This is a genomic window from Caballeronia sp. HLA56, from assembly GCF_054655155.1.
Genome location: NZ_BAAHOB010000005.1, coordinates 3,130,703 through 3,156,290, shown reverse-complemented (window position 1 = coordinate 3,156,290; position 25,588 = coordinate 3,130,703). Strand labels below are relative to the sequence as shown.

The 25,588-nt window shown below is 63.0% G+C and carries 18 protein-coding genes; 7 read left to right on the top strand and 11 right to left on the bottom strand.

The window, feature by feature from the left end; all coding sequences use genetic code 11:
• Positions 1-11 precede the first annotated feature (11 nt).
• The 5 genes from ACYQ47_RS34195 to ACYQ47_RS34175 form a co-directional block, all read right to left on the bottom strand.
• Positions 12-707, bottom strand: coding sequence for a YggS family pyridoxal phosphate-dependent enzyme (locus tag ACYQ47_RS34195; RefSeq protein WP_459909189.1), 696 nt, complete (start codon positions 705-707; stop codon positions 12-14).
• A gap of 41 nt (positions 708-748) precedes the next feature.
• Positions 749-1,975, bottom strand: a complete 1,227-nt coding sequence (gene glcF, locus ACYQ47_RS34190) for a glycolate oxidase subunit GlcF (RefSeq protein ID WP_244827029.1) — start codon at positions 1,973-1,975, stop codon at positions 749-751.
• Between the two features lie 8 nt (positions 1,976-1,983).
• Positions 1,984-3,072 (bottom strand): glycolate oxidase subunit GlcE, encoded by a 1,089-nt coding sequence (gene glcE, locus ACYQ47_RS34185; protein ID WP_244827030.1) that lies wholly within the window; start codon positions 3,070-3,072, stop codon positions 1,984-1,986.
• A 111-nt stretch (positions 3,073-3,183) separates the two neighbouring features.
• Positions 3,184-4,737 (bottom strand): FAD-linked oxidase C-terminal domain-containing protein, encoded by a 1,554-nt coding sequence (locus tag ACYQ47_RS34180; RefSeq protein WP_244827031.1) that lies wholly within the window; start codon positions 4,735-4,737, stop codon positions 3,184-3,186.
• 157 nt (positions 4,738-4,894) lie between these two features.
• Positions 4,895-6,316: an FAD-binding oxidoreductase gene (locus ACYQ47_RS34175; protein ID WP_459909186.1), complete on the bottom strand. Its 1,422-nt coding sequence runs from the start codon at positions 6,314-6,316 to the stop codon at positions 4,895-4,897.
• A gap of 338 nt (positions 6,317-6,654) precedes the next feature.
• Between ACYQ47_RS34175 and ACYQ47_RS34170 the strand changes: the two genes are divergently transcribed.
• Positions 6,655-7,221, top strand: a complete 567-nt coding sequence (locus ACYQ47_RS34170) for a cob(I)yrinic acid a,c-diamide adenosyltransferase (RefSeq protein ID WP_309961529.1) — start codon at positions 6,655-6,657, stop codon at positions 7,219-7,221.
• Positions 7,222-7,271: 50 nt separating this feature from the next.
• Here the strand turns inward: ACYQ47_RS34170 and aroG are convergent, their stop codons facing one another.
• From aroG to ACYQ47_RS34150, 4 genes are all read right to left on the bottom strand, one after another.
• Positions 7,272-8,345: a 3-deoxy-7-phosphoheptulonate synthase AroG gene (gene aroG / locus ACYQ47_RS34165; RefSeq protein WP_250463084.1), complete on the bottom strand. Its 1,074-nt coding sequence runs from the start codon at positions 8,343-8,345 to the stop codon at positions 7,272-7,274.
• Positions 8,346-8,698: 353 nt separating this feature from the next.
• On the bottom strand, positions 8,699-10,165 hold the full coding sequence (gene tldD / locus ACYQ47_RS34160) for a metalloprotease TldD (protein ID WP_244827035.1): 1,467 nt from the start codon (positions 10,163-10,165) through the stop codon (positions 8,699-8,701).
• A 133-nt stretch (positions 10,166-10,298) separates the two neighbouring features.
• The gene (locus tag ACYQ47_RS34155; protein WP_250508573.1) at positions 10,299-11,126 is read right to left on the bottom strand and encodes a carbon-nitrogen hydrolase family protein; all 828 of its coding nucleotides are present in this window, start codon (positions 11,124-11,126) and stop codon (positions 10,299-10,301) included.
• Positions 11,127-11,183: 57 nt separating this feature from the next.
• On the bottom strand, positions 11,184-15,506 hold the full coding sequence (locus ACYQ47_RS34150; protein WP_459909183.1) for a YhdP family protein: 4,323 nt from the start codon (positions 15,504-15,506) through the stop codon (positions 11,184-11,186).
• Between the two features lie 205 nt (positions 15,507-15,711).
• On the opposite strand from ACYQ47_RS34150, the gene glnE reads away from it, so the two are divergent.
• Positions 15,712-18,513 carry a bifunctional [glutamate--ammonia ligase]-adenylyl-L-tyrosine phosphorylase/[glutamate--ammonia-ligase] adenylyltransferase gene (gene glnE / locus ACYQ47_RS34145; protein ID WP_459909181.1) on the top strand — a complete coding sequence of 934 codons (2,802 nt, stop codon included), beginning with the start codon at positions 15,712-15,714 and terminating at the stop codon, positions 18,511-18,513.
• Positions 18,514-18,560: 47 nt separating this feature from the next.
• Here glnE and recN read toward each other — a convergent pair whose 3' ends face one another.
• Together recN and ACYQ47_RS34135 are read right to left on the bottom strand one after the other, a co-directional pair.
• On the bottom strand, positions 18,561-20,213 hold the full coding sequence (recN, locus tag ACYQ47_RS34140) for a DNA repair protein RecN (protein WP_250525396.1): 1,653 nt from the start codon (positions 20,211-20,213) through the stop codon (positions 18,561-18,563).
• A gap of 29 nt (positions 20,214-20,242) precedes the next feature.
• Positions 20,243-21,136 carry an NAD kinase gene (locus tag ACYQ47_RS34135; RefSeq protein ID WP_309961520.1) on the bottom strand — a complete coding sequence of 298 codons (894 nt, stop codon included), beginning with the start codon at positions 21,134-21,136 and terminating at the stop codon, positions 20,243-20,245.
• A gap of 189 nt (positions 21,137-21,325) precedes the next feature.
• On the opposite strand from ACYQ47_RS34135, the gene hrcA reads away from it, so the two are divergent.
• From hrcA to ACYQ47_RS34110, 5 genes are all read left to right on the top strand, one after another.
• A complete protein-coding gene (hrcA, locus tag ACYQ47_RS34130) occupies positions 21,326-22,342 on the top strand; it encodes a heat-inducible transcriptional repressor HrcA (protein ID WP_244827041.1) in 1,017 nt (338 codons plus the stop codon).
• A gap of 127 nt (positions 22,343-22,469) precedes the next feature.
• Positions 22,470-23,537, top strand: a complete 1,068-nt coding sequence (gene hemH / locus ACYQ47_RS34125; protein WP_244827042.1) for a ferrochelatase — start codon at positions 22,470-22,472, stop codon at positions 23,535-23,537.
• Positions 23,538-23,551: 14 nt separating this feature from the next.
• On the top strand, positions 23,552-23,959 hold the full coding sequence (locus ACYQ47_RS34120; protein WP_459909177.1) for an RNA-binding S4 domain-containing protein: 408 nt from the start codon (positions 23,552-23,554) through the stop codon (positions 23,957-23,959).
• A gap of 576 nt (positions 23,960-24,535) precedes the next feature.
• Positions 24,536-25,126 (top strand): nucleotide exchange factor GrpE, encoded by a 591-nt coding sequence (gene grpE, locus ACYQ47_RS34115; RefSeq protein ID WP_244827044.1) that lies wholly within the window; start codon positions 24,536-24,538, stop codon positions 25,124-25,126.
• 17 nt (positions 25,127-25,143) lie between these two features.
• On the top strand, positions 25,144-25,548 hold the full coding sequence (locus ACYQ47_RS34110) for a thioredoxin family protein (RefSeq protein WP_250491803.1): 405 nt from the start codon (positions 25,144-25,146) through the stop codon (positions 25,546-25,548).
• Positions 25,549-25,588 lie beyond the last annotated feature (40 nt).

The following is a 25,588-nucleotide window of genomic DNA, read 5'->3' as shown; positions in this document are numbered from 1 at the left end:
CGAGAGTGAAATCAATGCGAATAGTCGCGCGCGCCGAAGATCGCGGTGCCAATGCGCACCATGGTCGCGCCTTCGAGCACGGCGGCTTCGAGGTCGGCGGACATGCCCATGGAAAGCGTGTCGAGATCGAGACCGTCTGCGCGCAGCTTGTTCATGAGTTCGCGAAGGCGCGCGTGCGGCTCGCGTCGCGCGTCGAGTGTGTCGGCGGCTTCGGGAACGGCCATCAGGCCACGCAAGCGCAGGGCAGGAAGCGCCGCGACCGCATGCGCGAGCGCGGCGGCTTCTGCCGGTTCCACGCCGCTCTTCGAAGCCTCGCCGCTCACGTTGACCTGCACGCAGACATTGAGCGCGGGCGTGCCTTCGGGCCGTTGCGCGGACAGCCGCTCGGCAATCTTCAGCCGGTCGATGGAATGCACCCAGTCGAACTGCTCGGCGACGAGCTTGGTCTTGTTCGATTGCAGCGGCCCGATGAAGTGCCACTCGATGTCGCTGCGTAAGTCGGCGAGCGTGGCAATCTTCGCGATGCCTTCCTGCACGTAGTTTTCGCCGAACGCGCGCTGGCCGGCAATGAACGCGGCGCGCACGTCTTCGGCGGGAAAGGTCTTGGAGACGGCGAGAAGCTGCACGGACGCGGCGTCGCGCGAGGCGTCCGCCGCGGCCTTCGCAATACGCTGCCGGACTTCTTTTAGATGTTGAGCGATAGACATGCTGGCCGCCTGAAAAGCAATCCAGCCATTATACGAAGCGCTCAACCGTAAAGCAGATGCTCGAGCAACTGAATCCAGTGCGCGACGGGCGTGGACGTGCCGCTTTGCAAATGCGCGATACACCCGACATTCGCCGACACGATCATCTGCGGCTCGGTCTTTTCCAGCCGGTCGAGCTTTTGATTACGCAGCGTGTATGAAAGCTTTGGCTGCAGCACCGAATACGTGCCCGCCGATCCGCAGCAGAGATGGCTATCCGCGGGCAAACGCACTTCGAGCCCGAGCGCGGTCAGCAGATGCTCGACGCGTCCGCGAATCTGCTGCCCGTGCTGCAAGGTACACGGCGGATGGTAGGCGACCGTATGCACGCTGCGGCGTCTTGCCAGCGCGATGAGTTCTTCCTCGTACATCGGCAGGATTTCGGCGAGGTCGCGCGTAAGCTCGACGATGCGCGCCGCCTTGTCCGCGTAGACCGGATCGTCGCGCAAGAGGTGCGCGTATTCCTTAACCGTCGCGCCGCAACCCGACGCGTTCATCACGATTGCCTCGACGCCGTTCTCCACATACGGCCACCATGCGTCGATGTTGTTGCGCACGTCGTCGAGCGCTTCGTCGTTGTAGCCGAGATGCAGGCGGATTGCGCCGCAGCAGCCCGCATCCGGCGCGGTGACGATCTCGATGCCGAGCGCGTCGAATACGCGTGCGGTCGCCGTGTTGACGTTGGGCATCATGGCCGGTTGCACGCAGCCGGAAAGCATCAGCATCTTGCGCTCGTGTTTGCGCGTGGGCGCGGCGAGCGGCTTCTCCGGGACGGGAATCTTCGCGCGCAGATTGCGTGGCAGGATGCCGCGAAACTGCTGGCCGAGCTTCATCGCCGGCGTGAAGAGCGTGCTGTTCGGCAGAAAGCTCGCCAGCAAGCGCCGCTGCAAACGCTGGCGCATGGGGCGCTCGACTTTCTCTTCGACCACCTTGCGGCCGATCTCCACGAGCCGCCCGTACTGCACGCCCGACGGACATGTGCTCTCGCAATTGCGGCAGGTAAGGCAGCGATCCAGATGCAGTTGCGTGCTGCGCGTGACCGGCGCGCCTTCGAACATCTGCTTCATCAAATAGATGCGCCCGCGCGGTCCGTCGAGTTCGTCGCCGAGAATTTGATAGGTCGGGCAAGTCGCCGTGCAAAAGCCGCAATGGACGCATTTGCGCAGGATGGCGTCGGCTTCGTCGCCATCGGCCGTGCCGCGGATGAAATCGGCGAGATTGGTTTGCATCGAGGCGCCTAGAAATCGGGGTACAGCCGGGCGCGATTGAACACGCGCGCCGGATCGAACGCCGCCTTCAGCCCGCGATGGATCTTCATCAGCGGCGCGGGCAACGGCGTGAACACGCCTGCATTGCGGTCATACGCGGAACCGGCGCGGAAGATGGTCGCGTGCCCGCCTGCTTGTTTCGCGCTGATACGCACGGTCTGCGGGTCGGTGTCCGTGATCCACCAGCGCTGCGCACCGCCCCATTCCATGAGTTGCGCGCCCGGCAAATGCAGCGGCTCCGCAATGGACGGCAACGCGAGCCGCCAAAGCGCCGAGCGCGGCTGAATGACCGCGAAGAACGGATCGGTCTGCTCGCGCATGCCGATCCAGAAACGGTCGGCTTCGACGGCGTCGACCACCTCGCCGCCGAGCGTGTTGCGCGCGGATTTAACAGCAGCTTCCGCGCCCGCGAGACGTAGCGCGAGCGTGCCGTCGCGCCACGCGCTGCCGGTGATCGGCAAGGGATGACCGCCCCATTCGTTGAGCTTGCGCACGCCGTCCGTTGCATGCATGTCGAATTTTAGCGTGGCTTCGGCGACGGGGCGGGGCAGCACCTTGATCGACAGTTGCAGCATGAGGCCGAGCGTGCCGAGCGAGCCCGCGAGCAAGCGCGCGACGTCATAGCCCGCCACGTTTTTCACCACTTGGCCGCCGAAGTGCAGCACTTTTCCGTGCCCGTTCATCACCACCGCGCCGAGCACGAAATCGCGCGGCGCGCCGGTCCATGCGCGACGCGGGCCGGCAAGTCCCGCCGCGATGCAGCCGCCGAAGGTCGCGTTGCGGCCGAAGTGCGGCGGCTCGAAGGGCAGCATCTGCCCGTGCTCCCTGAGCGCTGCTTCGATTTCCGCGAGCGGCGTGCCGCTCTTCGCAGTGATCACGAGTTCCGCCGGATCGTATTCGACGATGCCGCGATGCGCGCGCGTGTCGAGAATCTCCCCCTGGAGCGTCTGTCCGTACCAGTCCTTCGTCCCGCCGCCGCGAATGCGCAGCGGCGTGCCGGTCTCGGTGGCGTGCGCAATTCGCTCCGACCAGCCGGCGACGATGTCGTCCTGTTCCATGGGTGTCCCGCTTGATTGATGCTTTTTCTATTCCGTCTCGTCCGGTCGATTGTACCGGGCGCTTAACGCAGCCACAGTCGGACAAACGTGGATAGCGGGATCGCGCACTCGTCAAAAGCGCGGAATCTCCGGATGCGGCAAAAGCCCGCCGCGAATGTGCATCTTCCCGTATTCGGCGCAGCGCGCGCGCGTGGGAATGCCCTTGTCGGGATTGAGCAGGCCGGGCGGATCGAACGCGCGCTTGACCGCGTGAAAGGCGTCGCGCTCCTCGGGTGAGAACTGCACGCACATCGAATTGATCTTCTCGATGCCCACGCCGTGTTCGCCCGTCACCGTGCCGCCCAGTTCCACGCAGGTTTCGAGGATATCGCTGCCGAACGCCTCCGCGCGATGCCATTCGTCGAGATCGTTGCCATTGAAGAGAATGAGCGGGTGCATGTTGCCGTCGCCCGCATGGAACACGTTGATGCAGCGAAGCGCGTACTTCTGTTCCATCTCTTCGATGCGCTTGAGCAGCGGCCCGATGGAGCGGCGCGGCACCGTGCCGTCCATGCAGTAATAGTCGGGCGACATGCGGCCGGCGGCGGGAAAGGCGTTCTTGCGGCCCGACCAGAACTTGAGCCGCTCGCTTTCCGTGCGCGAAATCTGGATGCGCGACGCGCCGAACTCGCGCAGCACCGCCGTCATGCGGACGATTTCCTCGGCGACTTCGTCGTGCGTGCCATCGGATTCGCACAGCAGGATGGCGGCGGCGTCCAGGTCGTAGCCAGCGTTGACGAATTGCTCGACGGCGCGCGTCGCGGGCTTGTCCATCATTTCGAGACCGGCCGGGATGATGCCCGCCGCGATGATCGCCGCGACCGCGTTGCCGCCTTTGACCACGTCGTCGAAGCTCGCCATGATGACTTGCGCCGTCTGCGGCTTCGGGATCAGCTTGACGGTGATCTCGGTGACGATGGCGAACATGCCTTCGCTGCCGATCAGCACGGCGAGCAGATCGAGGCCGGGCGCGTCGGGTCCGAGCGAGCCGAATTCGACGGCATCGCCGTCCATGGTGACCGCGCGCACGCGCAGCACGTTATGCACGGTGAGGCCGTATTTCAGGCAATGCACGCCGCCCGAATTTTCGGAGACATTGCCGCCGATAGTGCACGCGATCTGCGACGATGGGTCCGGCGCGTAGTAGAGCCCGTAAGGGGCGGCGGCCTCCGATATGGCGAGATTGCGCACGCCCGGCTGAACCGTCGCGGTGCGCGCGTACGGATCGACTTCGATGATCTTGCGAAAGCGCGCAAGCGACAACACGATGCCATGACGGATCGGCATCGCGCCGCCCGAGAGCCCCGTGCCCGCGCCGCGCGGCACGATCGGCACGTCGAGGCGCGCGCAAATCTGCACGACGCGCTGCACCTGCGCTTCGGTTTCCGGCAATGCGACCGCAAGCGGCAGACGGCGATACGCCGCGAGACCGTCGCACTCGTATGGCGCCGTGTCTTCCTCGCGAAACAGGAGGCAATGCGTGGGCAGCACCGCCATCAGCGCCTGCACGACATCGCGCTGACGCGCCGCGAGTTGTTCCTCGGAGAACCGAGGCGCGTCCGCATGCGGCAAATTCGGCGAAGTGTCGGTCACGAGTGCGGTCTTGAGCTCGTCGGGTGCGTTCATGTCTCCTCCGGGCGCTCGGCGGCGCTTCGTTCGGTTTGATCGACGCAGATGCTCTTCGTCGACGAATGATTCGGATACCGCGGTCCATCTTGCCCGCTTGCGGCGACAGCGTCCATTGCCGTCGCCGTGTGCGCAAAATGAAGCGCAAACCGCGCGATTACTGCTCGAACGCGAAGATCTTGCCCGGATTCATGAGGTTTTTCGGGTCGAGCGCGTGTTTGATCGAGCGCATCACGGCGATGGCGTCCTCGCCGTGCTCCTCGATCATGAAGCCCATCTTGTGCAAGCCGACGCCGTGTTCGCCCGTGCAGGTGCCGCCGACCATCAGCGCGCGTTCGACGATGCGGTGATTCAGCCGTTCGGCTTCCGCTAGTTCCTCGGGCTTGGCCGGATCGAGCAGCATGGCGACGTGGAAGTTGCCGTCGCCGACATGGCCGACGATTGGGCAGGGAAGCGGCGAATCCACCAGGTCTTTTTCCGTTTCCTCGACGCATTCCGCGAGACGCGAGATCGGCACGCAGACATCCGTGGTGACGGCGCGGCAGCCGGGTTTCAGTTGCAGCATCGCAAAGTAGGCGTTGTGGCGCGCGTTCCAAAGACGACTGCGGTCTTCGGGACGGGTCGCCCATTCGAAACCGGTGCCGGCGTTCTCGGCGGCGATGTCCTGCACCGTTTGTGCTTGCTCCTTGACGCCCGCTTCCGTGCCGTGAAATTCGAAGAACAGCGTCGGCGATTCGGCGAGCGTCAGATTCGAATGACGATTGATTGCGCGCACGGCGAGCGAATCGACGAATTCGACGCGCGCAATGGGCACGCCCATCTGAATGGTTTCGATGACGGCGCGTACCGCATCGCCCATCGACGGGAAAGCGCAGATGGCGGCGGAAATGGCTTCGGGCTGCGGATAAAGCCGCACGGTGATTTCGGTGATGACGCCGAGCGTGCCTTCCGAGCCGACGAAAAGACGCGTCAGGTCGTATCCCGCCGACGATTTGCGCGCGCGCGTGCCGGTTTTGATGACTCGGCCATCGGCGGTAACCACCGTGAGGCCGAGCACGTTTTCGCGCATCGTGCCGTAGCGCACGGCGTTGGTGCCGGAAGCGCGCGTTGCCGACATGCCGCCGATGCTCGCGTCCGCGCCGGGATCGATCGGGAAGAAGAGGCCGGTGTCTTTCAGCGCTTCGTTCAGTTGCTTGCGCGAAATGCCGGGTTCGACGGTGACCGTGAGGTCTTCGGCGTTGATCGAGATGACGTTTTTCATCTCCGACAAGTCGATGGAAACGCCGCCTTGCACTGCCAGCAGATGCCCTTCGAGCGACGAGCCGTTGCCGTAAGGGATGATCGGCGTGTCGTGTTCGGCGCAAAGTCTGACGATGGCCTGCACGTCATCTGTGCTGCGCGCGAAGACGACGGCGTCGGGCAGTTGCGGGTCGAACGGGGATTCGTCGCGGCCGTGGTGCTCGCGCACCGCCTGGGCGGTGGAAACGCGCTCCGCGAATCTTGTGCGCAGCGCATCGAGCAGGGCGGCGGGGAACGGGCGGCGGAAGGCGGTTCGTGCGGCTTCGGCGGGGTGGTTCACGGTGTCTCCGGGGCAGCTTGGGCGCTGCGATTGTTCGGTCGATTTTCGCGGCGGATTCGTCGCGTGTTGCTTATTCGTGCCACTAAACGCTTCAGGCGACGGATCGAGCACGTTGCGTTTTGCGCGCCGGTGCTTAATCGTCGCGCTCGTTGGGCTGCTGCGCTCGGCGTGGTCGAGTGCTTGCTTCACGACTTCCATTTCATTTTACGCCGATGAGATGGAGGGCGGCAGGCGGGTAAAACCGTGGGACCGCGTGCCTATAATGGGTCGGAGTTTCGGCGCGGTTCAAAGCGTGAACGCGCGTTTCGAGCGATGAATCAACGAGCAAGGAGAAAACGATGGGCAACCGTCTGAGCAAGATCGCCACCCGTACCGGCGATGATGGCACCACGGGGCTCGGCGACGGCCGTCGCGTTTCCAAGGACGATGCGCGGATTGCCGCAATCGGCGATGTCGATGAATTGAATTCGACTTTGGGCGTATTGCTATGCGAACCGCTGCCAACGGACGTGCGCGATGCGTTGACGACGATTCAGCACGATCTCTTCGATTTAGGCGGCGAGTTATCGATTCCTGGGCATTCGATGATCGAGGAATCGCATTTGGCGCAGCTCGATGACTGGCTCGCGGAATACAACGGGACGTTGCCGCCGTTGGCTGAATTCATTCTGCCGGGCGGATCGAGAGCGGCGGCAGTGGCGCATGTGGCGCGGACGGTTTGCCGAAGAGCGGAGCGGTCGATCGTGGCGCTGGGGAAAATCGATAAAGCCGGAGTAAATGAAGCGCCGAGGCGGTATGTCAATCGGCTGTCGGATTTGCTTTTTGTACTGGCGCGGGTTTTGAATCGCGCGGATGGCCAGAACGATATTTTGTGGAAGCATCAGCGCGACGCGGCAACCGATTAACCGTGAATGAATAGACAGCGGCCGCTGAGTTAGCGGCCGCTGTCTATATCTTAATTACCACCGCCTCGTGCAATGCGCCGCTGTTTAACCGACGCTGCCAATCCTTCGAGTACAGTCACACTCTCATCCCAGCCGATGCAAGCATCCGTCACGCTTTGTCCGTAAGTCAGCTCGCATCCCGGCTTGAGGTCTTGCCGGCCGCCAACCAGATGCGATTCAATCATCACGCCGATAATTCGCTCATCGCCGGAAGCGAGTTGCTTGCCAATATCCTCGCAAACCGGAATCTGATTCTCGTGTTTCTTCGAGCTATTCGCGTGACTCGCATCGATCATCAAGCGGGCCGCTAATCCCGCCTTGCCGATATCGCTGCAAGCCGCATCGACACTAGCGGCATCGAAATTCGGCGATTTACCGCCGCGTAAAATGATATGGCAATCCTCGTTGCCGGCGGTGGAAACGATCGCCGAATGTCCGCCCTTCGTGACCGACAGGAAATGATGCGGCTGCGAAGCGGCCTTGATAGCATCGACGGCAATCTTGACGTTTCCATCTGTGCCATTTTTAAAGCCCACCGGACAAGACAATCCCGATGCAAGCTCACGGTGAACCTGAGATTCGGTAGTCCGCGCCCCAATCGCGCCCCACGAAATCAGGTCCGCAATGTACTGCGGACTAATCATATCCAGATACTCGGTGCCGGCCGGCAAACCAAGCTCGTTGATATGCATGAGCAATTCCCGCGCAGCCCGCAATCCATCATTGATCTTGAAGCTGTTATCCATATACGGATCGTTGATCAGCCCTTTCCAGCCCACCGTGGTACGCGGCTTTTCGAAGTACACGCGCATCACGATTTCCAATTCGCCCGCGAAGCGCTTACGCTGTTCGATCAGTCGTCCCGCATATTCCATCGCCGCCTTGGGATCGTGAATGGAGCACGGTCCGACGATCACGATCAAGCGATCATCCATTCCGTGCAGTATGCGATGCATCGACTTGCGCGCGTTGTAGATCAGTTCCGACACGGGTTCGGCGCAAGGGAATTCGCGGATTAGATGCGCGGGAGGCGTCAGTTCTTTCAGCTCACGAATGCGGACATCGTCGGTATTGTGCGGGGGCATTTCTTTTCTCCTGCGTCTCTTTCAATCAAAACCAACGTGTGAAGGGCGAAAAAAAAACCGCCAGACTCGCTGGCGGTTTTTCGGGAATTTGGTTTTGCGTACTTACCGTACTTGCAACGACCCCTCTCCATCCGCCAGCGGCTTGAGATGCCAAAAGAAATAAAAATAAAACTTGGCGGTCATGGCTTAAGAGAGAAAAGTCTGTCGCAAAAAAATCAGGTAGCTGCTTTTATAACCGCAAACACGCGGCGCTGGCAAGCCTTCCAATCGAAGAACGCGGGATTCCCGCATCGCCGGCCCGTGCAATCGCAAACCCAGCCCGAAGCGACGCGGAAAGCCCGCATCGAGAAACATCAAACCGTGCCGCCCACCGTCATTTTTTCGATGCGCAACGTCGGTTGCCCAACGCCCACCGGCACGCTCTGGCCTTCCTTGCCGCACACGCCGACGCCCGTATCCAGCGACATGTCGTTACCGATCATCGTCACGTATTTGAGCGATTCCGGTCCGCTGCCGATCAAGGTCGCGCCCTTCACCGGATACGTGATCTTGCCGTCCTCGATCATGTACGCCTCGGACGCCGAAAACACGAACTTGCCGTTGGTGATATCTACCTGACCGCCGCCGAAATTCACCGCGTACAAGCCTTTCTTCACCGAAGCCAGAATTTCCTTCGGGTCCTTGTCGCCGTTGAGCATGTACGTGTTGGTCATGCGCGGCATTGGCAGGGCGGCGTAGGATTCGCGGCGCGCGTTGCCCGTCACGGGCATCTTCATCAAACGCGCGTTGAGCGAATCCTGAATGTAGCCCTTGAGAATGCCGTCCTCGATCAGCGTCGTGCACTGCGTCGGATTGCCTTCGTCGTCGATGTTGAGCGAGCCGCGCCGATTCGGCAGCGTGCCGTCATCGACCACGGTCACGCCCTTCGCCGCGACCTGTTCGCCGATACGACCCGCGAACGCCGACGATCCCTTTCGGTTGAAGTCGCCTTCCAGCCCGTGCCCGATCGCTTCGTGCAAGAGCACGCCCGGCCAGCCCGGCCCGAGCACGACGGTCATGGCGCCTGCGGGTGCCGGACGCGCTTCCAGGTTCACCAGCGCCGCGTGCACCGCGTCGTCGACGTAGCGGTTCAGGATGTCGTCGGTGAAATAGCCGTAGTCGAAGCGTCCGCCACCGCCGCCCGTGCCGATCTCGCGGCGTCCGTTTTGCTCGGCGATCACCGTGACCGATACGCGCACGAGCGGTCGCACGTCGGCGGCGAGCGCGCCGTCGCTGCGCGCCACCAGCACGACGTCGTATTCACCGGCGAGCCCGGCCATGACTTGCGTGATGCGCGGATCGCGGCCGCGCGCCATCTGCTCGACGCGCTCCAGCAGCTTCACCTTCGCGTCGGAATCGAGCGAATGCAGCGGATCGGCGGGTAGATACAGATCGCGGCCCGACACGCCCGTGAGCGTGCTCGCCGACTTGATTTTGTGCTTGCCGCCGCCCGCCTTGGCGATCGCGCGTGTTGCGTGCGCCGCCTGGCGAATCGATTCGGGCGAAAGATCGTCGGAGTAGGCGAAAGCCGTGCGCTCGCCCGAGACGGCGCGCACGCCGACGCCCTGATCGATGCTGAAGCTGCCCGATTTGACGATGCCTTCTTCCAGACTCCACGCTTCGCTGCGCGTGGACTGAAAATAGAGGTCGGCGTAATCGACGCGATGCGTGAAAATTTCCGCAAGCGTACGCGTGATAAGCCCCTCGTCGAGGCCATACGGCGTAAGCAAAACGTCCTTCGCCGTGACCAGATTCCTAATGCCGGGTTCGATGATGTTCATGCGGTGCCTGTTGCGAGTTCGGTGATATTTCAGACCATTCTAATGGCTGACGGGGTTCGGTCATGTGCGGAGAAAAAATCGCGCTTTCAAGACCGTCGGAAAACCTATTTTCAAGATACTTGGCGCGCGCGTCTCAGCCGATCACGCGATGCCGATACGCCGGCAAGCTCTGTCGCACTGACGCGATGCGCGCCGGATCGATCTGGCCGGCCACGACGCCCGCGCCTTCATCGCGCACGTCGATGATTTCGCCCCAAGGGTCGATCAGGATGCTGTGGCCGAAAGTGCGCCGGCCGTTTTCATGTTTGCCGCCTTGTGCCGCAGCGAGGACGTAGCACTGGTTTTCAATGGCGCGGGCGCGTAGCAAGATTTCCCAATGTGCCTTGCCGGTCGTGTAGGTGAACGCGGAGGGGACGACCATCAACGCGCAGTCGCCCATTTTTCGGTACAGCTCCGGGAATCGCAGGTCGTAGCACACCGAAAGGCCGACTCGTCCGAATGGCGCGTCGAAAGTCCGCACTTCGCTGCCGGGGCAGATGGTGCGCGCTTCATCGAACGATTCCTCGCCTTTCTCGAAATTGAAAAGATGAATCTTGTCGTAGCGCCCAACTTGCTTGCCGGCGGGGTCGAACACGAGCGTGGTGTTCAGCACGCGATCCGGCTCCGCCGACTGCAACGGCAAAGTCCCGCCAATCACCCACACGCGATGCTCGCGCGCCGCATCGGACAAGAATTGCTGGATCGGACCCGCGCCCGGCGTCTCGCGAATGGCGAGTTTGTCGGTGTCCTTGAAGCCCATGTAGCAGAAGTATTCGGGCAGGAGCACGAGTTGGGCGCCGTCGCGCGCGGCTTCCGCGATCAGCCGGCCGGCTTCGGTCAGGTTGCGATCGCGGTCCGGCGCGCTGACCATCTGCAGCGCGGCGACGCGGAAATTCGCGCTTTCGCTCGATTTATCGTTCATATTTTTGTGCGCATTTGCCAAAAAAGGTGACGAAAATAGGGCGGAACCGTGCCGCCTTCACGGAGCGACTGCTGGTACGGCAGCAGGGACAGCGGCGGCGGCAGGTGTTTCGATCTTACCCTGATCGCCCCGCAGGCGCTGAACGACGGGTTTGGACCAGGGACCGGTGATCGAATAGTCGAGTTCGAACGCCTTTTGAATGGACTTCGACAATGCGAGATCGGCGGCCAGCGCGCCCAGACCGAGCAGCGGATTGATGACCGCCGCGCCGATTGCGACCGCGCCCGCGCCGACGGTCGGTATGACCTTCACGTGCAAATCCTGCGTGCGTTGCGGCAGGTCGACGAGCCCTTGCATCTGCACGCGCGCGGGCGATGTGATCATCACCAGATCGTCCGTCCTCGCGATGCCCTGTTCGATATGCGCGTCGCCCGTGACTTTCTCGAACGGCAGTCCCTTGCCGACGACATCCTGAAAATGCAGCGTGAGCAGATTCGCAAGGCTGCGCAAGCTGAAGATGCCGAGCCATTTCGCGGCGCCGGGCGCGCGCAGAATTTGGCCGTGACGCAAATCGACAGCGACGTTGCCATCGAGCGAATTTGGATCGACTGTCGTCGGGCTGCCGTTCCACGCCGCGTGACCGGACACCGTGCCCGCGCCGTGATTGACCGTGCGCGGCAGACCGAAGCGGTCGATCAACTGACCGGCGTCGTCCACGTCGAGCTTGAAGTCGAGTGCCGTGCGGCGCGGAAGGGTGTCGTCGTTCGCGGGTTTCACAGCGGTCGAGACCACGCCGCCCGGCAGCGTGCGCCACGTCGCGTTTGCGGTGAGCGTGGCGTCGGGGTTCGCGAGTTCGAGCTTGTCGAGCGTCCAGACGGGTTGATCGGCGACGACTTCGTTATGCGCATCGACCTGAAGCCGGCCGAGATCGTGCTCGCGATATACGAGCTCGTTCACGATGAGATCGATCGCGGGCATGTTGCGCGGCGGCTTGCTCACGATGCGTTCGTCCGGCGCGTTCGTCGCCGCTATCTTCTCGGGAATGACCACTTTGTCGAGGCGCGCCTGCAATGCGCCCGGACTTCCCTTGAGCGCGCCCGGCGTGAACGCGAGCGTGCCCGTCACCTGATTCGACGCCACGTTCGCCTGCCATTTGCGATTCGCCGGCTCTTGGTTCGCGCCGATCCGCACGTTGTCCCAGCGGCGGTCGAGCAGCTTGAGCGTGGTGAAGTGGATGTCGGCACGCGTCGGGATGAACTGCCTGACCATATCGTTCATCGGTGGCGAGGCGGGCGCGGCCGTATCGGCCACGGGTGAAGCGCTCGCGGATGCGTTGATATCGGCGATGAACTTGCGCCACGCGTCGGCATCGAGCGTGTCCATATCGACGGATGCCGACACGCCTTCGGCGGGCAACGCCGCCGGCTTGTTCACGGCGATCGCGCCGCGCGCGACCTTCAGCCGGGCGCGCATGTTCATCGGCTCGGCGGGGTTCTGCGGATCGACCGTGACCTGCGCGCGGCCGATTTGCTGCAGCGAGTAATGCGCCTGCACGGGCCCGAACGTGAGTTGCGCGTCATGCAGATCCGAAGGCCCGCCAGGCGCGGGCTGAAAGGTGAACGCGAACGGCATGGGCGTGCCCTTTGCCTTGCCGAACGGCGCGGGCAGATCGAAGCCGATGCCCGTCAAATCAGAACTCGCCTGCACGACAGGCAACGCGTTCTTCACGCCATGCACGTGCGCCTGATACGGCGCGGAACCGTCGATGCGCTTCAGGAACTGCGCTACCTGCGGCGTTATACGCGTGTTCAGACGCTGTGCCGCGTCCACGCCGATGCGCCCGTTCACATCGAACGTGTAGCTGCCGTCCGGTTGCACGCCGCCTTTCGCGCGCACGTCGCCGCCGAGCAGTTGCGCGTTCAGTCCGTCGAGCGTCACGGTCTTCGCCGCGAAATTCGCCTTGCCGCGCAGATGTTCGAGCGGCGGCAGATTGCCATAAGCGACTTCGTTGTCCGCGAACGTGAGCGAGCCTTTGTATTCGGTGCGAAGCGGCGGCGCGGGCGGCGGCGGCCGGAATCGCGGAATGCCGAGCGTAAGCGCGAGCGCGGCATCGCCTTTAGCTTGCAGTTTGCGCGTGGCGTGCTTGGCCATCAGGCCGAGCGAACTGTCGTCGACATACTGAAGCATGTCCGAGAGCGGTCCGCGTGCTTGCCCGTCGATCCACAGTTTCGATTCGCGGTCGCCGGTATCGTCGATTCGCCCGCTCAGATTCGATACCTTCACGCCGCGATAATGTCCGCGCTCGACATCGAAGCGCAGCTTGTTTTGCGCGAGCTTGAACGTGCCGTCGATCCCGTCGAAACCCGGCCAGATGCTCGGCATGCCGTTGGCGAGTTTGCGCGGCGGGAACGGCGTCGGATCGAAACGGCCGCCGGTGAACGGCGCCTCGATGCGAAACACGCCTGCGTCCGGCGCCTTTGCATACGGGAACTTGGTGAGGTCGCCATGCACTTCGAGCACGCTGTTGCGCGCCACGCCCGCTTGCAGCGCATGCCCGAGATAGACGCGCACGCGTTCGTTGAGACTCGTCGGCAGATAGCGCACGAGCCTTGTGACCTGCATGTGCGCGATCTTCGCCTTGAGATCGAGATTGCCGCGCCCGTGGCCCTGATTCCAATATGAAGCGGTGACGTCGCCTTCGGCATCGGCGTTCTTCACACGCAGCGTGTCGAGGTGAATGGTGAATGCGCGGCGCAATTCGCCGGGCGCGATTTCATCGGCGACGGTCCAGGTTGCGTGGCCTTGCAGCGTATCGAAGGTCAGACGCGGATCATCGAACGCGCCGGGAATGGTGATGGCCGCATTTTTCGTATCGATGTCGATAGCGCCTTGCGCCTCGTTGGCATCGACATGACCCCACAGGTTTTCGATGCCCGGAATGCCCGCACGCGGATGGTTGTTCACGGTAAGTCCCGGCGGCGGTTCCTGCGCCTGCACGCTGATACCCTGCAAGTCGGCCTTGAGCGTGAAGTGCAAGAGCTTGGCGTCGCCTTTTTCGTGCTGCTGCTTTACCTCTTCTTCATTGCGCGGCGCCGCGCGCTCCGTGTAGATCGAGTAGTTCGCAATCTGCCCGCGCGGATTGAAGCGCACGAGTTCGTTGAGCACGCGCGGCGGCACGGGCAGCGCCCGCACGAAGTCCGCGAGGATGCCGAGATCGACGTGATCGCCCGCGACGCGAAACATCAATCCCTTGCCAACCGATGCCGGCCGGTACGTGCCCGTGAGCGTATGCGCCGCCAGAAGACGCGCGACCGGCGTGCCGTCCGAGAGCGCGGGCTGACCGAGTTCGGCATGGATGTCGGACAGATTCAGCGTGTAGGCCGTGTCGTTCTTGTCGATGGTCCAGTCGAAGCGCGCAATCGGCAATTCGAGGCGCGGCTGGGTGGCGCGCACGCGCAGCGCAACGTTGCCGCCGTTCAGATCGCCGCCTGCCTTTTGCAACTGGCCGCGCGCGAAGTCCACCCAGATACGGTTTTCGACGCGGCCATCGTAGATCTGAAAAGGCAGCTTCACGTAGCGGCCGAGCGTCGGCAGGTCGAGCGGCCCGGTGGAAACGTAGAGACGTCCGGTCCAGTTTGCGGGCGCGCCCATCGCGGTGAACGGCTCGTGGCGAAAGTCCGCGCGCACATCGAGCGGGCCGTGCAGCACGTCGCCGTCGGCGGGTGCATCGAGTGCGAGCCGATGCCTCAAGCCGTCGTTGAGGATGGTCAGTTGCAGGCGCTTGAACGCCACCTCGGGCGCGTCGCGTTCGGCATCGCGCCAACGCAGCGTGCCGTCGCGCAGACGAATGCGGTCTTGTCCGAGCAGCCAGTTCGTGAACGCGCCAGAACCCGTGCGATGCGTGGGAACAGGCACGCCCGCCACGGTCAGTTCGCCCTTGGCATTGCGCGCGACGATGACATCGGGACCATCGACGGTGAGATCGGCAAGCTTCGGCCGAAGATGCAGCAGCGAGCCCCACGCAATGCTCGCGCGCGCATGCGGCACCGCTACGCCGGGCGATCCGTCGGCGGCGTCGATACGCAAATTGTCGATCAGAAAGGTGGGTTGCGAACCCGCCATGACCGCCGTAATCCGGCCGATATGTAGCTGCGCGTGAATGCGCGAGGAAACGAGTTGCTCGATGCGCGGCCGGAACGAATCGACCTGCGGCAACACGATATAGCGCAGCGCGAGATAGATGCCCGCAACCGCGAAGTACACCACGGCTGCGAACACGAGAACGATTTTGAAGACGCGTGAAAGCACGCGCTCGGCGTTGCCGCTGGGCTGGGCTTGTCCAACTTCGGTCGGGTCGACGGATCGTCTGCTGTCGGACATGCTGCGGCTAGTCGGCGATATGGTAGTTTTGCGTGTTTGACGCTGCAATGTAACACAGGGAAAAGCGGGCAAGGCTTGGCCGCGCCGCTCTGGAAAAGTCTCTCGGAGCCGCTTCGGACAAGCCTCGCGGACCGTTGGTTCAAACCGCTTCGCTGCCGGTGTACGATCAGCTTCTGTACCAAGCAACGAGCGAGCCTACCCTTTCATGACCGACGCGAAACTCCTCAGTTCCAGCTATTCCAACTACGCGTCGCGCGCTTATTCGGCGCGTCCGGAACTAGCCTCCGATGTCGCCCAATGGGCAAGGACGCCGATCACGCGGCAATGGATCGAAGCGCGCCTCGACGCTCATTGCGTGCTGTGCGTCGAGACCGGCACGCTCGATGAAGCCGCGCTCAAGACGGCGTTGCGCCGCTTGCGCATGGAGGTTTTCTGCACGGCGATGGAGCGCGATCTAGCGGGCACGGCGGATGTCGCCGAAGTCACCGGCGCAATGACGGATCTCGCCGAAGTAACGATCCAACGCGCCATCGCGGTACTCGCGGCCGACCTCGAAGCGCTCTTCGGCGAGCCGCGCTCACCCGAAGGCGAACGGCTTACGCTCGGCGTCGTCGGCATGGGCAAGCTTGGCGGGCGCGAACTGAACGCGTCGTCGGATATCGATCTGATCTTCGTTTATGAAGACGATGGCGAAACCGCCGGCGGCAAGCGCTCGCCGCTCTCGGTGCAGGAATTCTTCACACGGCTCGGGCGGCGCGTGATCGGCGCGCTCGCGGAGATGACGCAAGACGGCTACGTGTTTCGCGTCGACATGCGGTTGCGTCCCAACGGCGATTCGGGTCCGCTCGTGTGCAGTCTCGGCATGCTCGAAGAGTATTTCTATGTGCAAGGGCGGGAATGGGAACGCTACGCGTGGATCAAGGGGCGCGTCGTCTCGGAGACGAAGAGCGATGCCGCGCGCCGTCTCGTCAAACAACTCGAAGCCATTGCGACGCCGTTCATCTATCGGCGATATCTCGACTACGGCGTGATCGCCGCGATTCGCTCGCTGCATCTGCAGATTCGGCAGGAAGCGCGGCGGCGCGCGTCCATGCGCCCCGACAAGGCCGACGACATCAAGCTCGGACGCGGCGGTATCCGCGAGATCGAGTTCAGCGCGCAGGTGTTCCAGTTGATTCGCGGCGGACAGGCGGCGGATTTTCGCATTCGTCCGACGCTCAAGGTGCTCGAACGCGCCGCCGCGCACGGGCTGATCGCGCAGAACGTGTGCGACTCGCTCACCGACGCGTATCTGTTTCTGCGCACGGTGGAGCATCGGCTGCAGTATCGCAACGACGCGCAGACGCATGCGATGCCGGTTGCCGACGACGAGCGCGCGTTGCTCGCGGCATCGCTCGGATTTGCGAACTACGCCGCGTTGATGGACAAGCTCGATGCGCATCGCGAATTCGTCGAACAACAGTTCGATGCCATCTTCGCCGACAAGATCGGCGGTGAAAACGGCTGCGGCGTGTCGGACGATTCGGCTGCATCGTGGATCTGGAGCAGCGCGCTCGCCGACGATTCCGCGCAGGAAGAACTCGCCGGCCGTCTGTCCGAACTCGGCTTCGCGGACCCGGCGCCGGTGCTCGCGCGTCTAACGGGCGTGTGGAATTCCACGCGTTACGCGAGCCTGAACGAGCACAGCCGCGAGCGCTTCGACGTGGTCGCGCAGCGCGCGCTCGAAGTCGTGCAGTCGATCGATGCCGCGCGTCGCGGCGATGTGATCGCGCGGCTTTTCGACTTGCTCGAAGCCATCGGCAAACGCGGCGCGTATCTCGCGCTTCTGACTGAATATCCGGCGGCGCTCGAACGCGTGCTGTCCGTGTTGTCCGGCTCGCGCTGGGCGGCGGGTTATCTCATTCGCCATCCACAATTGCTGGACGAATTGCTCGATGACGAAGCCATTGCCAGCCCGTTCGACTGGGATGGGTTCAAGCGTTCGCTGCTCGCCCGGCTTGCGGCAGCGGAGGACGCGGAGCATCAGATGGACTTGCTGCGTCACGCGCATCAAGCCGAAGTGTTCCGCATTCTGCTGATCGATCTGGCGGGACATCTGTCGGTGGAACATGTGAGCGACCGTCTGTCCGAACTCGCCGATGCCGTGCTTGACGTAACCGTGCAGACGGTTTGGCGGCAGTTTCCGAAGCGGCATCGCGATACGCCGCGCTTCTCCGTCATCGCGTATGGAAAGCTCGGCGGCAAGGAACTGGGTTATGCGTCCGATCTCGATCTGATCTTTCTCTACGACGATCCCGACGATTCGAACGACAGCGCCGCCGACATTTACGCGATGTTCGCGCGCCGTCTCATCACGTGGCTCACGGCGGCGACCGGCGCGGGCACGCTGTTCGATGTGGACTTGCGTCTACGGCCGAACGGCGAATCGGGTTTGCTGGTGACGAGTCTGGAGTCGTTTCGCCGCTATCAGATTCGTGAAGGCGATGCCGCGAATACCGCGTGGGTCTGGGAGCATCAGGCGCTTTCGCGCGCTCGCTACAGCGCCGCCGACGCCGAGATCGGCGCGCACTTCGAAGCCATTCGCGCGGACGTGCTGGTGATGGAGCGCGATGCGGCATTGCTTGCCCGCGAAATCGTCGCGATGCGCGAGCGTGTGGCGGCGGGGCATCCCAATCGCAGCGAATTGTTCGATCTGAAGCACGATCGCGGCGGGATGGTGGATATCGAGTTCATCGTGCAGTACTGGGTGTTGCTGCACTCGCGCGAGCATCGCGAGTTCGTGCGCAATGCGGGCAATATCACCTTGCTCAAGATCGCGGCGCAGAGCGGGTTGATCAGCGCGGACGAAGCGGAAACGATTGGCGCGGTGTACCGGCACTACCGCAAGCTGCAGCACACGCTGCGGCTCGATGGAATGGAGAAGGCGCGCGTCGCGCCGGATGCGGTAAAGGGCGAAAGGGAAGCGGTGACGGCGTTGTGGAGACGCGTGTTCTCGATTGCCGAGTAAGGTGGAAGGCGGCGCAGCGTTTTTGCGCCGCCTCGTTCGCCCGCGCCTCAAGCCGCGAGCATCTCCTTTGCATGCTTGCGTGTCGTCGCCGTGATTTCGATTCCTCCAAGCATCCGCGCCACTTCTTCGATGCGTTTCGACTTGTCGAGCGGCGTCACCGTGCTGACCGTGCCGCCGGCATCGTCGGAAGTTTTCGCCACCTGGAAATGCTGATCGCCGCGCGCCGCGACTTGCGGCAAGTGCGTGACGCACAGCACTTGCCGGTCGCGTCCGAGTTGATGCAAGAGCCGTCCGACCACTTCCGCCACGCCGCCGCCAATGCCTGTATCCACTTCGTCGAAGATCAGCGTGGGCGTCGGGCTCGCGGTGCTCGCGATCACGGCGAGCGCGAGGCTGATGCGCGCTAGTTCGCCGCCCGATGCGACCTTCGCGAGCGGCCGTAACGCGACGCCAGCGTGGCCCGCCACGCGAAACTCGATCTGTTCCAGGCCGTTTGCGCCGCCTTCCGCAAGCGGCACGAGTGCGACTTCGAAGCTGCCGCCCGCCATCGACAATTCCTGCATGCCTTCGGTGACCGCCTTCGACAAAGTCTTGGCCGCTTTCGCGCGCGCCTTCGACAGCGCTTTTGCATCCGCGAGATAAGCGTCCTTCGCTTTCTCGGCGACGGCGTTGAGCGCGTCGAGGTCCGCGGCGGCATCGAGTTCGGCTAGCTGGCTGCGGCGCGCTTCATGTTCTTCGGGCAGCGCTTCGGGCTGAAGGCGGAACTTGCGCGCCGTCGAGTGAAGCTGATCCATGCGACGCTCGACCTGCGCGAGCCGGTCAGGATCGAGTTCGAGGCGCTGCGCGTAGTGCGAAAGCGAGTACGACGCTTCCTGCAACTGAATCTCGGCGGGTTCGAGCGAGGCGAGCACGTCGCTCAACGCGGGATCGATATCGGCCAGATCGCGCAGCTTCGTGATGATGGCGGCGAGTTGGGAAATCATGGCTTCGTCGGATTCGGACAATGCGGACAGCGCGCTCTGCACGCCGTCGATGAGACTTGCCGAGTGCGAGAGCCGATGATGCTCCGCGCTCACTTCCTCCCATTCGCCCGGCTGCGGCGCGAGCTTGTCGAACTCGCTCAACTGCCATGCGAGACGCTCGCGTTCCAGTTGCAGTTCGCGGTCGCGGCTTTGCGCGGCTTCTACGGCCTGCTGGGCCTCGCGATACGCACGCCACGCGCGATTCACGGTGCTCGCTGTGTCGACGAGACCGGCGTGCGTGTCGAACAGTTCGCGTTGCGCGTCGGGGCGCATCAGCAATTGATGCGCGTGCTGGCCGTGGATGTCGACGAGCATTTCGCCCACTTCGCGCAGTTGCGTGAGCGTGGCCGGCGTGCCGTTGATGAACGCGCGCGAGCGGCCGCCGGAATCGATCACGCGGCGCAACATGACGGTGTCGCTGTCTTGCGAGAGCGCGTGCTCGTCCAGCCAGCGCGCCACTTGCGCGTGCGTGGTGAATTCAGCGGTGATGTCGGCGCGCGCTTCGCTCGTGCGCACGACGCTCGCGTCGGCGCGGGCGCCGAGCGTGAGCGCAAGGGCGTCGATCAGGATGGATTTGCCTGCGCCGGTTTCACCCGAAAAAACCGTGAAGCCGGAGTCGAACTCGATATCCAGCGCGGCAACGATGACGAAGTCCCGAATGGAGAGATGACGGAGCATGGACGCTTGGAAAGGGCGTGGTGAGCGCTTCAGAGGGCGGAGTCTTGCGAGGGATGCTCGTTCCAGTGCAGCTTTTTGCGCAGCGTGGCGTACGTGCTGTAGCCGACCGGATGCAGCACCGGCACCGTGTGCCGTGAGCGCCGCACTTCGATGGCGTCGTTCAGCTCGACGGCCGTGAACGACTGCATGTCGAAGTTCACGTTGACATCGCGCCCGCCGATGAACTGAATGGTCACCTTGGAGTCGTCGGGCAGCACGATCGGACGGTTCGAGAGCGAATGCGGCGCGATCGGCACGAGCACGAAGCCCTGCAACTGCGGATGAAGAATCGGCCCCGCCGACGAAAGCGCGTAGGCGGTCGAGCCAGTGGGCGTCGCGACGATCAGACCATCCGAGCGCTGGTTGTACATAAAGTGGCCATCCACCGACACGCGCAGTTCCGCCATGCCTGAAAAGCCGCTGCGATTGACCACGACATCGTTGAAGGCGAGCGCGTGATAGATGGGCTTGTCGTTGCGCACGATACGCGCTTCGAGCAGGCTGCGTTCCTCGCGCTCGAACTGTCCGGCGAGCATCTGAGGCACGATCTCGCGCATCTCGGTGAGCGGGATGTCCGTGATGAAGCCGAGCCGCCCGTGATTCACGCCGATGAGCGGCGTCCTGTACGGCGCAAGCTGGCGGCCCACGCCGAGCATGGTGCCGTCGCCGCCCAGCACGACCGCCACGTCCGCGCGCGCGCCGATTTCGGCGACCGAGAGCGCCGGGTAATCGGTCACGCCGACATCCTTCGCGGTGCCGGCCTCGAACACGACCTCGAAACCCTGCTTCGAGATCAGCTCCGCGAGCAGGCGCAGCGGCGTCTCGATGCCGGGCGTATTGGTGCGCCCGATGAGCGCGACAGTCTTGAATTGGCCAATTTCCATGCCGGCATTACACCATAGGTGGAAGGCGAAAAGAACCGTGCGCGAAGGGTGGCTGCGACGCCACCCGATCACGCCGGGGCACGCCCGTTGTTTATCGCTAGAATGGAGCGGACATTGAATCGCTCGACAAGCGATTCATCGCGGCGGGTACGTTCGCCGCGCCACGACACGTTAGGCTAAAATTTCCCCATGCTAGACCCACGTGCACAAACCCTCCTCAAAACGCTGATCGAGCGCTACATCGCCGAAGGTCAGCCGGTCGGTTCGCGCACGTTATCACGGCATTCCGGCCTGGAGCTGAGTCCCGCGACCATTCGCAACGTGATGTCGGACCTGGAAGACCTCGGTCTCGTCGTCAGCCCGCACACGTCGGCGGGACGCATTCCCACGCCGCGCGGCTATCGGCTCTTCGTCGACACCATGCTCACCGTGGAAGCGCCGCAAGACGAAGCCATGACCACCGCCGTCAAGACGCGCCTGCAAGGCGAGGAGCCGCAGAAGATCGTCGCGGCGGCGGCGAGCGTGCTGTCGAGTCTCTCGTCGTTCGCGGGCGTGATCCTCACGCCGCGCCGCAGTCACATGTTCAAGCAGATCGAATTCATGCGGCTGTCGGACAAGCGCATTCTGCTTATCATCGTGACGCCCGAAGGCGACGTGCAGAACCGCATGATGGCGACGCAGCGCGACTATTCGCCGTCGCAGCTCACGGAAGCCTCCAATTACATCAACGCGCATTTCGCGGGCCTGTCCTTCGACGAAGTGCGTCTGCGGCTGCGTCAGGAAATCGACGAATTGCGCGGCGATATGACCGCGCTCATGCAGGCGGCCGTGGTCGCGAGCACCGCCGAAACCGATCCGGGCGAGACCGTGCTGATTTCCGGCGAGCGCAATCTGCTCGAAGTGGCGGACCTTTCGTCCGACATGGCGCGGCTGCGCAAGCTGTTCGATTTGTTCGACCAAAAGACGAGCCTCCTGCAATTGCTGGATGTTTCGAGTCACGCGCAGGGCGTGCAGATTTTCATCGGCGGGGAATCTAATCTGGTGCCGATCGAGGAAATGAGCGTCGTGACGGCGCCGTATGAAGTCAACGGCAAGATCGTCGGCACGCTCGGCGTGATTGGACCCACGCGCATGGCCTACAACCGCGTGATTCCCATTGTCGATATCACCGCGCGCCTGTTGTCCATGTCGCTCAGTTCTCAATAGCTTTTCCTTCCGCCATCATGCCGGCCCGCGCGCCGCGCCGCCACTAGGCCGTTCGGCCAATGATGCGGCGTGAAACGCGCCGCTATAATGGGTTTCACCTTTCGACCACTTCCGGCCGCCTTGCCCTATGCGTTTCGATCTCGAGTTGCCTTCGCAGCCTAGCGCTTCGCATCGTGTCGCGGTGCTGCTGATCAATCTCGGCACGCCGGACGCGCCCACGCCGCGTGCCGTGCGCAAGTATCTGGCGCAGTTCCTCTCCGATCCGCGCGTGGTCGAGATTCCCTCCTTGCTCTGGCAGATCATTCTGCGGTTGATCATCCTGCCGTTTCGCGGGCGCGCGTCGGCAAAGAAATATGCGCAGGTCTGGATGGCGGAAGGCTCGCCCTTGCGTGTCTATACGGAGAAGCAGGTCGAGGGCTTGCGGCGCCTCTTTGCGGCAAACGACTACCACGTGCTCGTCGACTACGCGATGCGCTACGGCACGCCGGGCATCGGCGTCATGCTCAATCAACTCAAGCTCGAAGGCGCCGAGCGCATTCTCCTGGTGCCGATGTATCCGCAGTACTCGTCTTCGACCACCGCGACCGCTTTCGACGACGCCTTTACCGCGCTCAAGCGCGTGCGCAATCAGCCCGAGATTCGCACCATTCGTCATTACGCGGATCATCCGGCGTATATCTCCGCGCTTGCAGAGCAGGTGCGCGATTACTGGCGTCATCACGGCGTGCCGGATTTTGCCGCCGGCGACAAGCTCGTGCTGAGTTTTCACGGCGTCCCCAAGCGAACCATGGATCTCGGCGATCCGTATCACGACCAGTGCCAATTGACGGGCTCGCTGCTTGCCTCCGCGTTGGGGCTCACGCCGGTGGAATGCCGCGTCACGTTCCAGTCGCGCTTCGGCCGCGCGGAATGGCTGCAGCCATACACCGCGCCGACGCTCGCGGAGCTCGGCGCGGCGGGTGTTGCGCGCGTGGACGTTTTTTGTCCGGGCTTCACGGCGGATTGTCTTGAGACGATCGAGGAAATCGGCATCGAGGTGCGCGACGAATTTCTGCACGCAGGCGGCAAGCAGTTTCACCGCATTCCTTGCCTGAATGCATCGCCGGCGTGGATCAAGGCGCTGGGAGAAATCGCGGCGCAGAATCTGCAAGGCTGGCCGGTGCAGGCCGTGCAGCCATTGACGGTTGCCGCCTGAACGAACGGTTATTCATGAACTACACGATTTCGACGGAACCGGGCGCGCGTCTGCGCATCGACAAATGGCTTTGGGCGGCGCGCTTCTTCAAGACGCGTTCGCTCGCGAGCGACGCGGTGGAAAAAGGCCGCGTGAAGATCGGCGGGGCGAACGTGAAGCCGTCGAAGGACGTGCGCGTCGGCGATCTCGTCGAGATCGATATCGAGCGGATCGTCTGGCAAGTGGAAGTACAGGGCGTGTGCGACGTGCGCGGACCGGCTAGCGTGGCCCAGACGCTTTACGCGGAAACGGAAGAGGGCCGAGTGAAGCGGTTAGCCGAAGCCGAGCGACGCAAGACGTTTCGCGAGCCGGCTGCCGGAATTCAGGGCAGGCCGACGAAGCGCGACCGGCGCATTATCGACAAACTGGCAGGTTCGGATTGAAGTAGTTTTCGATGGTCGCATGAACGCCGCCGTACTCGGTGTTACGGGCGGTGACAGCGCCGGACATACATATGGTGGTCGTTCCCGCAACCAGTACCAGAGCGACCACCGCGATAGCAAAGGTCAGTTTCATGGTACCCCCGGTGAGCGGGATAACCGGTTGCGAAAACCGGAAGGAAACGGGCAAGGGCTTGAGCGGTTACTGCATTCGTAGGATTAGGGTTAACGTGTTCCTGCGACGCATGTTCGAAGTGTAGGCGAACAACGCAATCGCCTCAATCTGATTTTTGCGTACTGCGACGAAACGCCCATTACGAAGTGTTTCTCGCAGTCAAATGTGGCGAATTTGCACTTAACGCGTCATGCCGCCGACAAGCGTGGCCCGCCGTTGTCCGATGTTTGAAGCGCACGCGAAAAAAGCTAAATTTCGTCCGAAAAATCGCTTCTGGAGCCTTGAAAATCCCTCGGATGCCCCAAATTCCGCCGCTAGTGCGAAAAAGCCTGGCCTGGTTCTCGGCGGTAAGAGGACTCCCGGCCGATCGCATCCATTTCACTCACAGCAATACATTCAGCGACATGGAAAACACGCAAGAGAATCCAGCGAGCCAGAACCCCACGCCCGCAGACGAAACCGCGCGCCAGGCCGCCGACCCGACCCAAGCCGGCGCAACCGGAGCGCCGACGGGCGCCGATGCGCCGCAAGTCGCGCCGGACGCGAACGAAGCCGCGCTGGCCGAAGCGCAGGCGAAGATCGCCGCGCTCCAGGAAGAGTTCCTGCGCGCCAAGGCGGAAACAGAAAACGTGCGTCGCCGCGGTCAGGACGATGTGCAGAAGGCGCACAAGTTCGCCATCGAAAGCTTTGCCGAACATCTGCTGCCGGTACTCGACAGCCTTGAAGCCGCGCTTGCCGATCAATCGTCCGATCTCGTCAAGGTGCGGGAAGGCGTCGAACTCACGCTGCGTCAACTGACCGCCGCGCTGGAAAAGGGGCGCGTCACCGCGCTGAATCCGGTGGGCGAGAAGTTCGATCCGCATCGTCACCAGGCTATTTCCATGGTGCCGGCCGAGCAGGAAGCGAATACCGTCGTGTCCGTGCTGCAAAAGGGCTACGTGATTTCGGATCGCGTGCTGCGTCCGGCTCTCGTCACCGTCGCCGCACCGAAGTAACGCGCCGCGAGAACGCCATGGCCGCCTCGGAGAATCGCGTTCCCGTCGATGCCACCGCGTTTTCGGTCTTCGCCATGCAGGAGCTGGACGCCCCCGGTTTCGACGCCGGGCTGGCTTCGGCGGGCGATGATCTGGCCGTCGTGTTCTTCTGGGGCGTCGACTGCTTCAACTGCGAAATCGCCAAAAAAGCGATGCTCGCGAAGCCTGACGAAATCCGCGCGCTCGGACTGAAGTGGTTTCACAGCAATGTCTACGAGCATCGGGAACTGGGACGGCGCTTTTTGCTGCATGGCGTGCCGACGTGGTTTTTCTTTCATCGCGGCAAGCGTCTCGGGCGCGCCACCGGCTGGCATGGTCTCGCGCAATTCGAGGCGGCGGTCGCGGCGGCGCGGGAAAAGATCCGCGGCAAGGCTTCCGAGTGAAAAAAGATATAGACCGCATCGCTTTTAGGGTCTTGAAAAC

Bases quoted from the DNA above. Each gene is read 5' to 3' on its own strand.
- ACYQ47_RS34195 (WP_459909189.1), bottom strand. From the start codon at position 707: ATGTCTATCGCTCAACATCTAAAAGAAGTCCGGCAGCGTATTGCGAAG.
- glcF (WP_244827029.1), bottom strand. From the start codon at position 1,975: ATGCAAACCAATCTCGCCGATTTCATCCGCGGCACGGCCGATGGCGAC.
- glcE (WP_244827030.1), bottom strand. From the start codon at position 3,072: ATGGAACAGGACGACATCGTCGCCGGCTGGTCGGAGCGAATTGCGCAC.
- ACYQ47_RS34180 (WP_244827031.1), bottom strand. From the start codon at position 4,737: ATGAACGCACCCGACGAGCTCAAGACCGCACTCGTGACCGACACTTCG.
- ACYQ47_RS34170 (WP_309961529.1), top strand. From the start codon at position 6,655: ATGGGCAACCGTCTGAGCAAGATCGCCACCCGTACCGGCGATGATGGC.
- aroG (WP_250463084.1), bottom strand. From the start codon at position 8,345: ATGCCCCCGCACAATACCGACGATGTCCGCATTCGTGAGCTGAAAGAA.
- tldD (WP_244827035.1), bottom strand. From the start codon at position 10,165: ATGAACATCATCGAACCCGGCATTAGGAATCTGGTCACGGCGAAGGAC.
- ACYQ47_RS34155 (WP_250508573.1), bottom strand. From the start codon at position 11,126: ATGAACGATAAATCGAGCGAAAGCGCGAATTTCCGCGTCGCCGCGCTG.
- ACYQ47_RS34150 (WP_459909183.1), bottom strand. From the start codon at position 15,506: ATGTCCGACAGCAGACGATCCGTCGACCCGACCGAAGTTGGACAAGCC.
- glnE (WP_459909181.1), top strand. From the start codon at position 15,712: ATGACCGACGCGAAACTCCTCAGTTCCAGCTATTCCAACTACGCGTCG.
- recN (WP_250525396.1), bottom strand. From the start codon at position 20,213: ATGCTCCGTCATCTCTCCATTCGGGACTTCGTCATCGTTGCCGCGCTG.
- ACYQ47_RS34135 (WP_309961520.1), bottom strand. From the start codon at position 21,136: ATGGAAATTGGCCAATTCAAGACTGTCGCGCTCATCGGGCGCACCAAT.
- hrcA (WP_244827041.1), top strand. From the start codon at position 21,326: ATGCTAGACCCACGTGCACAAACCCTCCTCAAAACGCTGATCGAGCGC.
- hemH (WP_244827042.1), top strand. From the start codon at position 22,470: ATGCGTTTCGATCTCGAGTTGCCTTCGCAGCCTAGCGCTTCGCATCGT.
- ACYQ47_RS34120 (WP_459909177.1), top strand. From the start codon at position 23,552: ATGAACTACACGATTTCGACGGAACCGGGCGCGCGTCTGCGCATCGAC.
- grpE (WP_244827044.1), top strand. From the start codon at position 24,536: ATGGAAAACACGCAAGAGAATCCAGCGAGCCAGAACCCCACGCCCGCA.
- ACYQ47_RS34110 (WP_250491803.1), top strand. From the start codon at position 25,144: ATGGCCGCCTCGGAGAATCGCGTTCCCGTCGATGCCACCGCGTTTTCG.